The sequence below is a fragment of the Dactylosporangium sp. NPDC049742 genome (assembly GCF_040674675.1).
In the GTDB taxonomy this organism is placed as follows: Bacteria; Actinomycetota; Actinomycetes; order Mycobacteriales; family Micromonosporaceae; genus Dactylosporangium; species Dactylosporangium maewongense.
The window spans coordinates 71,838-86,521 of record NZ_JBFANF010000034.1 but is presented as its reverse complement, the minus strand read 5'-3'; the positions used below and the strand labels follow the sequence as shown (position 1 = coordinate 86,521).

Below are 14,684 nucleotides of genomic sequence, written 5' to 3'. Positions count from 1 at the left end.
GGGCTCACGCGTCTGCGGGCCGCAGTTCGCGGTCCTCGCGCAGGCCGATCGCGTCCGCCCACAGGGTCGTCAGGTGGTCGATCACGCCCTCCGGGTCCAGGGGCGGGTCGGGCGGGTCGGCGACGAAGGCGTCGTAGCAGTACGCGCTCACCATGAGGCTCAGGGCGCGCGCCGTCTCCTCCGGGTCGAGGCCCGATCGGACGTGCCCGCTCTTCATCCCGCGGGCCAGGGACCGGGCGAAGGAGCGGCGGAAGTCGCCGACCCATTCCCGGCGCAGCTCGGCCAGCCGGGCATCGCTGTGGCTGGCGGTCTCCCAGAGGCTGAAGAAGTCGCGGTTCTCCCACTGCGTCGTCACGATCGCGCTGATCGCCCGGCGCAGGCCGAGGCGGCCGGTGGCCGCGTCCCAGAAGTCGGCGCCGCGGTTCAGCATGCGCAGGGCGCTCTCGCCGGCGAGCGTCGCCACGATGTCGTCGCGGTCGACGAAGTACTGGTAGACGGTCCCCAGGCTGACCCCGGACTGCTGGGCGATGTCGTTGAGGGAGATGTTCGCGTAGCCGTCGCGGGCGAAGAGCTGCTCGGCGACCTCGAGCAGCTTCTTGCGGGTGCGCATGGCGCGCGGGCCGACCGGCGTCTCCCGCCCGTCCTGGCGCCGGACCGCTCCCCGCAGGTTGGCGGCGACTCGCTCCAGGCGTCTGGTGCGCGCCGCGTCGGGCTCGTCGGACAGTTCCGGCATGCCGCCCCCTCTTCTTCGGCAGCGCTCTCTGGTGAACGCCGGAAAACCATAGCGCCATCTGTGTGGCGCACGCCACCCTGAATCTGAATAGATTCAGGAATGCTTCCGAGCCCTGCAGTACCGCCCAACGAGGCAAGATCCGGGCATTCCCACTGAACTGCACGCCACCGAACCGAGCCGAACCCGTTTCCGGCAGTCTCTTGCGCTCGGCGAGTTTCTGAGTAGATTCAGCAATCACTTGCTTGAGACCGGCGTCACACGCGCCCGGCTCCACCTTCTCTGCTCTCGATCGACACCCGCTTATGAGGGGATCCCCATGGCCCGTCCGGCGCCCATGACTTTCGGTGTGTTCATCGCCCCGTTCCACGCGAACAACGACAGCCCGACGCTCAGCCTGCGTCACGACCTGGCGCTCATCGAGCTCGCCGACCGGCTCGGATACGACGAGGCATGGGTCGGCGAACACCACTCCACCGGCGTCGAGCGCATCGCCGACCCGTTCATGGCGCTGTCGGCGGCGGCCGTCCGCACCTCGCGGATCCGGCTCGGGACGGGCGTGGTCAGCCTCCCGTACCACCACCCGCTGCTGGTCGCCGACCGCGTCGTCCTGCTGGACCACCTGAGCTACGGCCGCGCGATGCTCGGCGTCGGCCCGGGTGCGCTCATCTCCGACGCCGACATGATGGGCATCGCGCCGGTGACCCAGCGCTCCCGGATGAACGAGGCGCTGGACGTGATCATCCGGCTCCTCGACGGCGAGACCGTCACCGCGTCCACCGAATGGTTCGAGCTGCGCGAGGCCCAGCTGGCCTGGCTGCCGCTCAGTCCGGACGGCGTCCCGATCGCCGTCGCCAGCACGACCTCACCCTCGGGCGTGACCACCGCCGGCAAGCACGGCGTCGGCGTCCTGTCCCTGAGCGCCGGGTTCATCGGCGGGAAGAAGGACATGAAGGCCCAGTGGGAGATCGCCGAGCAGGCGGCCGCCGACGCCGGCACGACCATCAGCCGGGACGAGTGGCGGATGGTCGTGCGGGTCCACCTCGCCGAGGACCGCGAGCAGGCGATCCGCGACGTCGAGAAGGGACGGGCCGAGGAGCGGGAGAACTACTTCAAGCCGGTGCTGGGCCTGGAGAACGACTACACCCTCGCCGACGAGATCGCCGACGACAGCTCCATCATCGGCACGCCCGCGGACGCCATCGCGGCGATCGAGCGGATGCTCGATCAGACCGGCGGCTTCGGCGGATTCATGATCATGACGCATGACTGGGCCAGCCGGGAGAAGTCGCTGACCAGCCTCGAACTCTTCGCCCGCTTCGTCATGCCGCACTTCCAGGGCACGCTCACGGCCGCGCAGCGGTCCGCCCGTGTCGTCACCGAGAAGCGACCGTCCTACAAGCCACTGGCCCAGGCCGCGATCTCCAAGGCCTACTCCGACTCCGGCCGCGAACTGCCCGCCGGCGTGAACATCCAGAGCCTGCGCTGACCTGGTCCCGAGCTGGACACCCCCTCCAAGCCGGAGACAGCTCGGATAATCCGAAAGGACCGACATGCCCTTCCTCACACCCCGTCATGTCCTCGTCCCGTTAGCCACCCTCACGCTCGTGGCCGGCCTCGCCGCCTGCCGCGGCGCGGACACCCCGAGCACCACCGCCAGCAGCAGCGGCCCGATCAAGATCATGCAGATCGGGACCTTCGAGAGCCCGAACCTCTCGCTGAAGGACGCCAAGGCCGGTCTCGACGCGCACGTGCAGTCCATCAACGCCGCCGGCGGCATCGACGGCCGGAAGATCGAGGTGGAGTTCTGCAACGACGCGTACAACGCCAACACCGGCGCGGCCTGCGCCCGCCAGGCCGTCAGCAGCGGCGTCGTCGCCGTGGTCGGCGCGGCCAGCTCGCAGGCGCCCGCGGAACTACCCGTGCTCGAGGCCGCGGGTATCCCGTGGCTGGCCGGCGCCGGATCGGGCGGCCCCACCGAGGGCACGAGCAAGGTCTCGTACCCGATCACCGGCGGCACCCAGTCGATGCAGGTCGGCCTGGGCCGGCTGCTGGCCAACAAGGGCGGCAAGAACATCGCGGTGATCGTCGCCGACGCGGCCGCCGCCTACGCCGCCGCCGACGACATCGCCAACGGGGCGAAGGCCGGCGGAGCCCAGTCGTTCCGGATCCTGGCCCCGCTCGGCGCGCCCGACTTCAGCGCCGTCGCCTCCTCGGCGCTGGCCAAGACGCCCGACGCCATCGCCGTCGCCTCCACCGCGACCGATGCGCCGCGGATCATCCGGGCCGTCCGCCAGGCCGGGTTCAAGGGCAACATCGCGACGCTGGCGAACATCTTCAAGCCCGCCGACCAGAAGGCGCTCGGTGACCTCGCCGACAAGGTGTTCATCACGTCGTCCGCGGTGCCCGTGACCAACACCTCGATCCCGCAGGTGCAGCAGTTCCTGGCCGACATGGCCAAGTACCACCCGGAGGCCGTGACCGACAACGGCTCCCTGGGCACCTGGACCTCGATCACGTTCCTCGTCGAGATCGTGAAGCGGCTGGGCGGCAACGTCTCCGGCGCCGCGATCACCGGCCTGCTGGACAAGCTCGACAAGCCCATCGTGCTGGGCACCGTGCCTGACTACGCCGGCATCCCCAACCCGCCGGTCGTCCAGACCTACCCGCGGGTGCCCACCTTCAAGGTGTACGTGTCCGAGGCCGTGGGCGGCACGCTCAAGCAGGACGGCGACGCGATCGACCCGCTGGGCACCAAGTAGATGAACGCATCGGCGGCAGTGGCGGCCGAGGACTCCCCCGTCCTCGAGCTGCGCGGACTGAGCGCGGGGTACGACGACCTGGCTGTGGTGCGCGACGTCGACCTCAAGGTGATGCGCGGCGAGATCGTCGCGCTCCTCGGGGCCAACGGGACGGGCAAGTCGACGACGATCCTCACCGCGGCCGGCGAACTGCCGCCGATCGGGGGTGAGGTGCTGTGGCGCGGGACGGCGACGACGGCCCCGCTCCACGTGCGCGCCCGCATGGGCATGAGCTTCGTGCCCGAGGAGCGCTCGGTGCTGATGAGCATGTCCGTGCGCGACAACCTGCTGCTCGGGTCGGGGCGCATCGAACGGGCCACGGAGCTCTTCCCCGAGCTCCGACCGCTCCTCGCGACCCGGGCCGGGCTGCTGTCCGGCGGCGAGCAGCAGATGCTGTCGCTGGCCAGGGCCCTCGCGGCGAACCCGGTCGCGCTGCTGCTCGACGAGCTGTCCCTCGGCCTCGCACCGCTCGTGGTCGACCGCCTGTTCGCCGCGCTGCGGCAGGCGGCCGACCGGGACGGGGTGGCCGTGCTGCTGGTCGAGCAGCAGGCCCGCCGGGCCATGGCGGTCGCCGACCGCTGGTACCTCCTGCGGCGCGGTGCCGTCGCGGCGACGGGTAACGCCGCCGACGGCATCGCGGCCGTGGAGTCCCTCTACCTCGGTGACGCCACCGCAACCGGAACGGAGTGATCGTGGAAATCGTCCAGTTCCTCCTGCTCGGCCTGGGCATCGGCGCGATCTACAGCCTCCTCGGCCAGGGGCTGGTGCTGATCTACCGGGGCTCCGGGATCGTGAACTTCGCGCAGGGCTCGTTCGTGATGGTCGGCGGCTACGCGTACTACGAGATCCGGGTGGCGGCCGGGTGGCCGGCGATCCCGTCCGTCGTCGCCGCGACCGCGGTCGGCGTCCTGCTCGGCGTCGCCGTGCAGTTGCTGATCCTCCGGCCGATGCGCACCTCATCACCGATCGAACGGGTGATCGCGACCCTGGGCGTGCTGCTCACCCTCCAGGCCGCCGCCGTGCTGCGGTACGGGGTGGGCCCCATCAGCGTGCCCTCGTTCCTACCCACCACCGCCGTCGAGCCGCTCCCCGGCGCCACGCTCGGCGTCGACCGGCTCATCATCCTGCTGATCGGGGCGGCACTGACGGCGGCGCTGTACGCCGTCTTCCGCTGGACGTCGTTCGGTCGGGTGGCCAGCGCCATGGCCGAGAACCAGCGGGCCGTCGCGAGCCTGGGCCACTCACCGGACCGGATCGCGACCGCCAACTGGGCGCTCGCGGCCGGCATCGCGGCGCTGGCCGGCGCCCTGATCGGCCCGATCACCTACCTGCAGCCCACGCAGCTCACCCTGCTGATCGTGCCGGCCCTCGCCGCCGCGCTGCTGGCCCGGTTCGTCTCGTTCCCGATCGCCTTCGCCGGCGCGCTGGCGATCGGTGTCGTGCAGTCGCTGACGACCCGCTATGTCACGGTGACGGGCTGGGGCGACAGTGTGCCCTTCATCGTGATCGTGGCCTATCTGGTGCTGCGGGGAAGCTCGCTGCCCCTGCGCAGTCACGTGCTGGAACGCCTGCCCAGCGTCGGCGACGGCCGCATCCGGGTCGTGCCGGCGGTCCTCGTCGTCGGCGTGTTCGCCTTCCTCATCGCCTTCGTCGTCTCGCCGGTGTGGGCGCAGGCGCTGACGGTCACGATGGCGTTCGCGATCCTCACCCTGTCGGTCACCGTCGTCACCGGGTACGCCGGGCAGCTGTCGCTGGCCCAGTACGTGCTCGCCGGGTCGGGGGCCTTCGCCGCGGCGACGTTCGTCTCCCGCGCGGGCTGGGGCTTCCTGCCGGCGCTGATCGGCGCGATGGTGGCCGCGGCGCTCGTCGGCGTGCTGGTCGCGCTGCCGGCGCTGCGGACCCGGGGCATCAACCTCGCCATCGCGACGCTCGGCATGGGCATCGTGCTGTTCAGCCTGGTGCTCAGCGACTTCAAGTTCGCCGGCGGCGACACCGGCATCCCGATCGGCGAGCCGTCGATCCTCGGCTGGGACTTCGGGGCGATCAGGCATCCCTACAACTACGGGCTCGTGGCGCTCGCGGCGCTGACCCTCAGCGCCCTGGCCGTGGCCAACCTGCGCCGCGGCCGGGTCGGCCGGCGCCTGCTCGCGGTCCGGTCCAACGAACGGGCCGCGGCCGCCCTCGGCGTCAACGTGTTCGTCGGCAAGCTCTACGCCTTCGCCCTCGCGTCGGCGCTCGCCGCGCTCGCCGGTGTCCTGCTGGCCTTCCAGGGCGCCACCGTCCTCCCGGCCCAGTTCGACGTGCTCACCTCGATCACCGTCATCGGCGTCTCGGTCGTCGGCGGCATCGGCACCATCGGCGGTGCGCTGCTCGCGTCCACGCTGCTGCCCGGCGGGGTCGGCACGCAGATCCTGCACGGCGTCGACAACCTGGAGCGCTACCTGCCGCTGGTCAGCGGGCTGTTCCTGCTCTACGTCCTGCGCAGCGGCCGCAACGGCCTGTACGAGATGAACGCCCACCTCGTGCGCCGCATCGGCCGGCTCCTGCGGGTGCCTTCCTTCCCGTCCCTGCCCCGGGCCGAGCGGGAGCAGCCCGTCACGCCGGCGCACGACCGCCGTCCGTCGCGGTCGCTGCACGTGTCCGACCTGCGGGTGCAGTTCGGCGGCGTCGTGGCCGTCGACGACGTGTCGCTGGATCTCGTCCCGGGCGAGGTGCACGGCCTGATCGGCCCGAACGGCGCCGGCAAGACGACGGTCATCGACGCGCTCACCGGGTTCGTGCGACCCACCCGCGGCACGATCAGACTCGACGACAGTTCGATCGCGCCGTGGAGCGCGCGGCGCCGGGCCCGGGCCGGGGTCGCCCGGTCCTTCCAGTCCCTGGAGCTGTTCGCCGACCTGTCCGTCCGTGAGAACCTCGCGGTCGCGTGTGATGACGACAGTGCCCGCCGCTACGTCAGCGACCTCGTCGTGCCGGGCCGCATCCAGCTGACGCCGCCCGCCCTCGCGGCCATCCGGGAGTTCCGGCTCGAGGACGACCTCGACCGCAAGCCCGGCGAGCTCGCGTTCGGCAAGCGGCGGCTCGTCGCGATCGCCCGGGCGGTGGCGGCCGACCCGCGCGTGCTGCTCCTGGACGAGCCGGCGGCCGGGCTCAGCGACGAGGAGGCCCGGGAACTCGGCACGCTCATCCGGACCCTCGCCCGGGACTGGGACATGAGCATCCTGCTCGTCGAGCACAACGTCGACCTGGTGCTCAGCACGTGCGACCGGGTCACCGTGCTCGAGGCCGGCGCCGTGCTCGCCCGGGGAACGCCCCAGGACGTCGCCCGGGATCCCCGGGTCATCTCCGCCTACCTCGGTCGCGAAGCGGACGAGTCCGACGACGGGGCCCGCGTGTGAACGCCGGCCCGGTCAACGCACCAGAGCACAGCCCGCAGGAGGAGCCGATGACCACGCCAGCGACGCACGAGTCCGTGGCCGCCGAAGCGCACGCGTTCTTCGCGGCCCGGGCGCCGCGGCGCGAGCGGCGCGGCATGCTGCACGGCGTCGGGGACGACGACGTGGTCGGCGTCGGCCTCACCCAGCCGGACGACGAGGCGGCCGAGGTCGCCCGGGCCCAGCAGTGGCAGCGGGAACTGTTCGACGCGAAGCTCGCCTGGCTCGACGGTCCCACCCGCCTCGGCGGGCGCGGGCTCTCCCACGACTACGTCGAGCTGGTCGCCGGCATCGCCGCGGAGTACCAGGTGCCGTCCACGTCGACCTACATGGTGAGCCACGGCATCGTGGCACCGACCATCCTGGCGCACGGCACCGAGGAGCAGCAGCGCGCCTACCTGCCTGGGATCTGGCGCGGCGACCTGATCTGCTGCCAGCTCTTCTCCGAGCCGGAGGCCGGCTCCGACCTCGCCAGCCTGCGCACCACCGCGGTCCGCGACGGTGACGACTGGATCGTCACCGGCCAGAAGGTCTGGTCGTCCTTCGCACACGTCGCGCAGCTCGGGGAGCTGCTCGTGCGCACCGGACCGCCGGAGAGCCGGCACCGCGGCCTGAGCGTGTTCCTCATCGACATGAACTCGCCCGGGATCGATGTCCGCCCGCTGCGCCAGGTGACCGGTTCCGAGCACTTCAACGAGGTGTTCCTCGACGGTGTACGGGTGCCGGACTCCCGGCGGCTCGGACCCGTGAACGGCGGCTGGAACATCGCGATGACCACGGTCGGCAGCGAGCGCTCCGTGCTCGGCCGGGCCCACAACGGCATCATGATCGAGCCGGTGATCCGCCTGTTCGCCCTGGCCCGCTCCACCGGCGCCATCGACGATCCGGCCATCCAGGACCTGCTGGCCGAGTGCTGGGCCCGCGAGCAGGTGCTGCACGAGACCGCCACCCGGCTGCGCGACGCCGGCGGGCCCGCCCCGGGCTCCGTCGTCAAGCTCATGACGACCTCCGACATGGAGTACTACTCCGACGTCGCCGCCCGCCTCCTGGGGTACCGGATGGTCGCCGACACCGGCGCCTGGGGCACCTACTCGTGGTCGCAGCTACTGCTCAGCGCGCCGTCCCACAGGATCGCCGGTGGCAGCGACGAGATCCAACGCAACATCCTCGCCGAGCGCGTGCTCGGTCTTCCGCGCGAGGAGCGCCCGGTCCCCGAGAAGAGTGCTTGAGCATGGACGACATCGAGCAGTTGCGGCAGGTGGTCCGCGCCCACCTCGAGCGGGACCCCGGAGCCGCCCTGCGCGGCGGGGCGCTCGACCCGGCCGAGGCCCGGCGCCTCGACCGCGATCGCTGGCGCCGGCAGGCGAATGAGCTGGGCCTGCCCGGAGTCCGGATCCCCGAGGAGTACGGCGGCGCGGGCATGGGCCTGGCGGAGGAGGTCGCCGTCCACACCGAGCTCGGCCGGGCCCTCGACGACGGGCCCTTCCTGACCACCTCGCTGGTGGCCGCGGCCCTGGTGGCCCTCGCCGACGACGAGGCGAACCACGGCCGGCTCCGCCGGATCGCCGCCGGGGATCTCGTCGCGGTGCCGGTGCTGCCCATCGAGGAGAAGTTCCCGCTGGAGTACCCGCACGCGAAGGCCGGCACCGGCGGCGACTTCGAGATCCAGGGCGAGCTGCCCTGCGTGGTCGACGCCACCGCCGCCGACGCCCTGCTCGTGCTCGCCGAGCACCATGGTCATCACGCGTTCTTCTGGGTCGACGCGAGCGACCCGGGCGTCGAGGTCGTCCCGCTGGCCACGCTCGACCTGACCCGGCGGATGGGCGCGGTGCGGCTGACGGGCGCCCGGGCCGAACTGCTCGCCGAGGACGACCGGGCCCGCGCCGGGGTGGCCGCCATCCGCCAGGGCGCGATCCTCGGCATGTCGGCCGAGTGCGTCGGCGCCGCCGAACGCGCGCTGGAGATGGCGGTCGACTACGTGAAGGTGCGCACCCAGTTCGGCCGGCCGATCGGGTCGTTCCAGGCGGTCAAGCACAAGTGCGCCGACCTGCTGGTCTCGCTGGAGCGGGCGCGTTCCGCCCTGTCGGTCGCCGTGCGCTCGGTGCAGCACAACGACGCGATCGGCCGGCGGCCGGAGTCGCTGGCCGGGCTGGCCGTCGCGCGGATGTACTGCGGGCGGATCGGCGCCGAGATCACCCGCGAGGCGATCCACCTGCACGGCGGCATCGGGTTCACGTGGGAGCACCCGGCCCATCTGTACTACCGGCGCGCCGTGTCGAACCGGCAGCTGCTCGACTCCACGGGTCAGCAGCCCCGGCTGCTCACGGCGTCCGTGCTGGCGGCCCACGGCGAGGACACCCAGCTGGCCTCGTTCTACGCCGGGAAGGTCGGCCGATGATCCTGCGGGTCGAGGAGGCCGGCGTCACGCTGGTCGGCCTCGACGACCTCAGGTCGCTGAGCGCGCACATCCTCGGGGACGCCACGATCGGCGACCGGGGCCGCCTCGAGGACGGCCACATCTGGGTGCGCACGCGGACGCTGCTGGAACTGGCCGGTGAGCGGGCGAGCGATCAGCAGTGGCGCGGCGAGTTCGACGGCATGATCGATTACGCCCGCCGGCACGGGTGGGTGGACGGGGACGAGGTCCGCATGCACGTCGTCGGCGATTGAGGAGGTACCCCCGTGCAGCTTTCCGGTTTGGCGCCCGGTGACTGGGTCACCGTGCAGGCTCGCTTCACCCCGCAGGCCGCGTTTCTGGTGGCCGCGGACGGGCGGACCCGCACGTACGCCGAGGGCGAGCAGCGGATCACCCGGCTCGCCCGGGCCCTGCGGCAGCTCGGGATCGGCCGCGGCGACCGGGTGGCGCTGCTCGCCGTGGACTCCCCCGAGTACGTCGAGGTGCTGCTGGCCTGCATGAAGCTGGGCGCGACCTACGTGGCGCTCAACTTCCGGCTGTCCCCGGCGGAGATCCGCACGGTGCTGGCCGCCAGCGGCGCCCAGGTCATCTTCCACAGCGCCCGGTACCAGGAGATCGTCGACGACTGCCGGCTCCGGGACGCCATCCAGTTCGAGTCGGGGTATGAGGAGTTCCTGGCCGGCGGGCCGGACGGCGGCGAGCTCGCGGCGGTCACCACGGACGACGACATCCTGAGCATCTCGTTCACCAGCGGGACGACCGGCACCCCGAAGGGCGTGCTGCAGTCGCAGCGCATGATCAAGGCGATCACGCAGTCGGGGGTGCTCGAACTCGGCCTCCGGCCCGGCGACCTGATCTACTCCGGTGCCCCGCTCTTCCACGCCGCCGGCTTCGGGCACGTGCTCTACGGCGTCGCCCGCGGCGGAGCCTCCGTGATCATGCCGCAGTGGGACGCCGAGCTGGCGCTGTCGTGGCTCGGGTCCGGGCGCGTGCGGCACGCGACGCTCGTCCCCAGCATGATCATCCAGCTGCTCGAACACCCGAAGCTCGCCGAGGCGGACTTCTCCGGCCTGCGCTCGATCATGTACGGCGGCGCGCCGATGCCGACCTCGGTCGTGCGGCGCATGGCCGACGTCTTCGGCTGCGACCTGCACAACGGGTTCGGCGCCGGGACCGAGGCGGGCGGCCAACTGGTCCTGCGGCCCGAGGACCACCGGCGGGCCCTCGCCGGCGACGAATGGCTGCTCGGCACGATCGGCCGGCCGGCGTTCGGCTGCGACGTCCGGCTCCTGGACCCCGACGACCCCGACGGCGCCGAGATGCCGGACGGGGAGATCGGGGTCATCGCCAGCCGGGGCGACACGGTGATGAGCGGCTACCTGGACCGGCCCGACCTCACCGCCCGCGCCGTCCGCGACGGGTGGCTCATCGCCGGCGACCTGGCCTGGAAGGACCAGGAAGGCTTCCTGCACCTGGCCGGCCGGGCCGACGAGATGATCATCCGGGGCGGCGAAAACGTCTACCCCGTCGAGATCGAGGACGTGCTCGGCGGGCACGCGGCCGTGGCCGAGATCGCGGTCGTGGGCGAGCCGGACCCGCACTGGGGGCAGGTGGTGACCGCGGTCGTGGCGCTGCGCGACGGCCACGGCACGCCATCGGCGGCCGAGGTGAAGGAGCACTGCCGCGGCCGGCTGGCCAGTTACAAGGTGCCGCAGCGCATCGTCGTCGTCGCGACCTTCCCGCGCAACCCCGCCGGCAAGATCGACAAACTCCGGCTGCGTGAGCTCCTGGCGGAAGGCCAGATCTCTTGACGTCACCAGTTCACTACCTTGAGGAGCCGTCCTGATGCTCACCGGAGACCAGTACCTGGAATCCCTCCGCGACGGCCGCCGCATCTTCGTCAACGGCCACTCGGTGCCCGACGTGACCGCCGAACCGTTGCTGCAAGGGCCCGCCCAGGCCGCGGCGCTCGGCTACGACAAGCACTACCAGCCCGGCGACGACGTCCACGGCCCGTACTTCTTCATCCCCACCTCCGTCGAGGAGCTGCGCGAGACGCAGCAGCGGCAGCTGCACTGGGACTTCCCGACCATCTCCACGGCCAACGGCCTGCTCATGGTCCTCACTGCCGCCAGCCGGATGCGCGCGCAGCAGCCCCAGTACGCCGAGCGGGCCCTGGCCTACTTCGAGGAGAGCAAGCGCCGCGACATCCGGATCGTGCAGGCGATCACCGACTCGAAGGGCAACCGCGCGCTGTCCCCGGGCAAGCAGGACGACCCCGACCTCTACGTCCGCATCGTCGACCGGGGACCCGACGGCGTCGTCATCCGCGGCGCGAAGCTGCACATCTCCTCGGCCGCGGTCGCGCACGACCTCATGGTCATGCCCACCAAGCGGATGAAGCCCGGCGAGGAGGACTGGAGCGTGGCCGCCGCGGTGCCGGTCAACTCCCCCGGGGTGCGGGTCATCAACGCCTCGTTCGCGCCGCGGCCCGACCTGGACCCGGACTTCTACCCGTACAGCTCCCGGCACGTGATGACCGAGGGACTCATCGTCTTCGACGACGTCTTCGTCCCCAACGAACGCCTCTTCCTGGCGGGAGAGTTGGAGCACTCCGCGACCTTCGTCCACTCCCTGGGCCTGTGGGAGCGCCTCGGCAGCGTCGGCAGCTACGTGCGCCTCGCGGACACCCTCGTCGGGCTCGCGCACCTCGTCGCCGAGGCCAACGGCCTGCTGAAGATCGGGCACATCAAGGACAAGATCGCCGAGATGATCATCTACGCGACGCTCATCCGGGCCGGGTTCGAGGCCGCGATGACCCACGCCACCTTCACCCCCGAGGGCTGGGCCTCGCCCGACGAGCTGTTCACCAACGCCGCGAAGTACCACGCGGCCGCGCAGTTCAGCACGATGGTGCGCCACCTGCACGACATCGCGGGCGGCTCGGTGCTGACGGCTCCGTCCCTGCGCGACCTGAGCAACCCGGAGACCGAGGCCGACCTGCGCAAGTACATGCGCACGATGGACGGCGTCGACGCCGGCTACCGGATGCGCCTGTTCCACACGATCCGCGACTTCACCGCCGACGCCTACGGCGGCTGGAAGCACGTGACCGTGATCCAGGCCGGCGGGGGCCTCTACGCCCAGAAGGTCGTCGTCACCAACCACTTCGACATGGAGACGGCGAAGGCGCTCGCCCGCGAGACCGCCGGCATCACCGAATCCGGCGAGGTGCTCAGCGGCCTGCACCGGTTCGGCCCGCACGGCTACGACCCGGACGCGGCCGCGTACCCCACGGCAGCAAGCGCGTGAGGTACGAGGAGTCCACGTTCGCCTGGACCGACACGTCCGCCGCCCAGCGGCCCGAACGGCTCACGCGGCTGCGGCTGGCGACCGGCGACGGCGTCGCCACGGTGACCCTGAACCGGCCCGAGCGGCTCAACGCGATCGACCGAACGATGAACCACGAGCTCAGCGCCGTGCTCCGGTGGTGCGACACCGCCGACGAGGTCGGCGCGGTCGTGCTGACCGGCGCCGGGCGGGCGTTCTCGGCCGGCTCGGAGATGACCGGGGACGGCTTCGGCGGGGCCGCGGCGGAGGGCCCGGGCGCCGAGTGGATCGCGCCGCACCAGGTGCGCAAGCCGGTGGTCGCCGCGATCCAGGGTGCGGCGGTGGGCGCCGGGCTCACCCTGGCGATGCAGTGCGATGTGCGGTTCGTCGCCGACGACGCCGTGCTCGCGCTTCCCTTCGTGCGGCTGGGCGTGACCGCGGAGTGGATGGGCCACTGGAACCTGGTCCGCCACGTGGGCCTGGGGCGGGCGCAGGAGCTGCTGCTCACCGGCCGCCGCTTCACCGGCTCCGAGGCGGTCGAGTGGGGGCTGGCCATCTCGGCGCTGCCGGCCGATCAGGTCCTCCCGCGCGCGCTGGCCCTCGCCCGCGACATCGTCGAGCACGCCGCGCCGGTCGCGGTCGCGGCGACCAAGCGCCTGCTCTGGGAGGCGGTGGACGCCGACCCGTTCGAGCACGGCCGCAAGGAGCGGCTGGTGATGGAGGCGCTCCTCGACCGCCCCGACGCCCGCGAGGGGGTCGAGGCGTTCCTGCAGAAACGGCGTCCGGTCTGGACCGGGCGCCCGTCAACCGATCTTCCACCATGGCCCATCGAACACGGGGAGGACTCCGCGTGACCAGCATCGACCAAGAGTTCATCGGGGTTCCATCGCCGGCGCTGGGCCGGGCGGGCGCCGGCGGCCACCCGTGCCAGGGCATCTACTACACCCCGTCCGGCCGGGCGCCGCGCACGGCGTTCATCGCCGCGCACTACAACGTCGACTTCTCCGAGCACTACATGGCGACCCGCATGGCGGAGCGCGGCTACGGCTTCCTCGGCTGGAACACCCGGTTCCGCGGGGCCGAGCACCTCTTCACCCTCGACCACGCCCTGGCCGAGATCGGGGTCGGCGTGCAGCTGCTGCGCGACCGTGGCGTCGAGAAGGTCGTCCTGCTCGGCAACTCCGGCGGCGGCTCCCTGATGGCGGCATACCACTCCCAGTCGCGCGAGCCGAACATCCGCCCGCCGTACGGCCGGACCAAGGTGTTCGAGCCGGCCCTGCACCTGCCGCCCGGCGACCTGATGGTGTTCCTGGCGGCGCACCCCGGCCGGCCGGAGTGGATCACGCGGACCATGGACCCGTCGGTGGTCGACGAGAACGACCCGAACGCGGTCGACGCCGACCTCGACATGTACGACCCGCGCCACGGCGGTTCCTTCTCCCCGGAGTTCCTCGACCGCTACCGGGCCGCTCAGATCGAACGCAACCACCGGCTGACCGCGTGGTGCAAGGAGCAGCTCGACGCCGCGCGGGACAGGCCGGCCCGCGACCGGATCTTCACGATGGGCCGCACGTGGGCCGACCCCCGGTACGTCGACCCGGGCATCGACCCGTCGAACCGCCCGACGCCGCTGTGCTACTTCGGCGATCCCAGGCGGGCCAACTACGGCGTCCTCGGCGTCGGCGTGGTGAGCACGATGCGCACCTGGCTCAACATGTTCAGCCTGGCGGAGTCCGACTGCGTCGCCGCACCGCACCTGGCCCGCCTCGACCTGCCCACCCTCGTGGTGCAGCCGGACGCCGACAGCGGCGTCTTCCCCTCCGACGCGCAGGGCCTCTACGACGGGGCGGCGACGGCGGACAAGGAGTTCGTGACGCTGCCCGGGGACCACTACTTCATCGAGCCGGCGCCGGCCCGCGACACGGTGGCCGACACCCTCGCGGACTGGCTCAAGGGGCGGGCACAACCGTAGC

General features: G+C 71.9%; 12 protein-coding genes. 11 read left to right on the top strand and 1 reads right to left on the bottom strand.

What is annotated here, in order from left to right:
• Window positions 1-4 precede the first annotated feature (4 nt).
• The gene (locus AB0J72_RS34265) at window positions 5-733 is read right to left on the bottom strand and encodes a TetR/AcrR family transcriptional regulator (protein WP_363405899.1); all 729 of its coding nucleotides are present in this window, start codon (window positions 731-733) and stop codon (window positions 5-7) included.
• Between the two features lie 334 nt (window positions 734-1,067).
• Here AB0J72_RS34265 and AB0J72_RS34260 point away from each other — a divergent pair, with 334 nt between their 5' ends.
• The 11 genes from AB0J72_RS34260 to AB0J72_RS34210 all read left to right on the top strand — a co-directional run bounded on the left by AB0J72_RS34260 (window position 1,068) and on the right by AB0J72_RS34210 (window position 14,683).
• Window positions 1,068-2,219, top strand: a complete 1,152-nt coding sequence (locus tag AB0J72_RS34260) for an LLM class flavin-dependent oxidoreductase (RefSeq protein ID WP_344513020.1) — start codon at window positions 1,068-1,070, stop codon at window positions 2,217-2,219.
• Between the two features lie 64 nt (window positions 2,220-2,283).
• On the top strand, window positions 2,284-3,492 hold the full coding sequence (locus AB0J72_RS34255) for an ABC transporter substrate-binding protein (RefSeq protein WP_363405896.1): 1,209 nt from the start codon (window positions 2,284-2,286) through the stop codon (window positions 3,490-3,492).
• A complete protein-coding gene (locus AB0J72_RS34250; RefSeq protein WP_363405893.1) occupies window positions 3,493-4,221 on the top strand; it encodes an ATP-binding cassette domain-containing protein in 729 nt (242 codons plus the stop codon).
• A gap of 2 nt (window positions 4,222-4,223) precedes the next feature.
• A complete protein-coding gene (locus AB0J72_RS34245; RefSeq protein ID WP_363405890.1) occupies window positions 4,224-6,929 on the top strand; it encodes a branched-chain amino acid ABC transporter permease/ATP-binding protein in 2,706 nt (901 codons plus the stop codon).
• 47 nt (window positions 6,930-6,976) lie between these two features.
• Window positions 6,977-8,194, top strand: coding sequence for an acyl-CoA dehydrogenase family protein (locus AB0J72_RS34240; protein WP_363405887.1), 1,218 nt, complete (start codon window positions 6,977-6,979; stop codon window positions 8,192-8,194).
• Window positions 8,195-8,196: 2 nt separating this feature from the next.
• Window positions 8,197-9,363 carry an acyl-CoA dehydrogenase family protein gene (locus AB0J72_RS34235; RefSeq protein WP_363406048.1) on the top strand — a complete coding sequence of 389 codons (1,167 nt, stop codon included), beginning with the start codon at window positions 8,197-8,199 and terminating at the stop codon, window positions 9,361-9,363.
• Window positions 9,360-9,635, top strand: a complete 276-nt coding sequence (locus AB0J72_RS34230) for a hypothetical protein (protein WP_363405884.1) — start codon at window positions 9,360-9,362, stop codon at window positions 9,633-9,635. The genes AB0J72_RS34235 and AB0J72_RS34230 overlap by 4 nt, the downstream gene beginning before the upstream one ends.
• A gap of 12 nt (window positions 9,636-9,647) precedes the next feature.
• Complete coding sequence (locus tag AB0J72_RS34225; protein ID WP_363405881.1) at window positions 9,648-11,192, top strand: AMP-binding protein; 1,545 nt, start codon at window positions 9,648-9,650, stop codon at window positions 11,190-11,192.
• Window positions 11,193-11,226: 34 nt separating this feature from the next.
• On the top strand, window positions 11,227-12,693 hold the full coding sequence (locus AB0J72_RS34220; RefSeq protein ID WP_363405879.1) for a 4-hydroxyphenylacetate 3-hydroxylase N-terminal domain-containing protein: 1,467 nt from the start codon (window positions 11,227-11,229) through the stop codon (window positions 12,691-12,693).
• On the top strand, window positions 12,690-13,565 hold the full coding sequence (locus AB0J72_RS34215; protein WP_363405876.1) for an enoyl-CoA hydratase-related protein: 876 nt from the start codon (window positions 12,690-12,692) through the stop codon (window positions 13,563-13,565). The genes AB0J72_RS34220 and AB0J72_RS34215 overlap by 4 nt, the downstream gene beginning before the upstream one ends.
• Window positions 13,562-14,683 (top strand): hypothetical protein, encoded by a 1,122-nt coding sequence (locus AB0J72_RS34210; RefSeq protein ID WP_363405874.1) that lies wholly within the window; start codon window positions 13,562-13,564, stop codon window positions 14,681-14,683. Before AB0J72_RS34215 ends, AB0J72_RS34210 begins: the two co-directional genes overlap by 4 nt.
• The last annotated feature ends 1 nt before the right edge of the window (window position 14,684 follow it).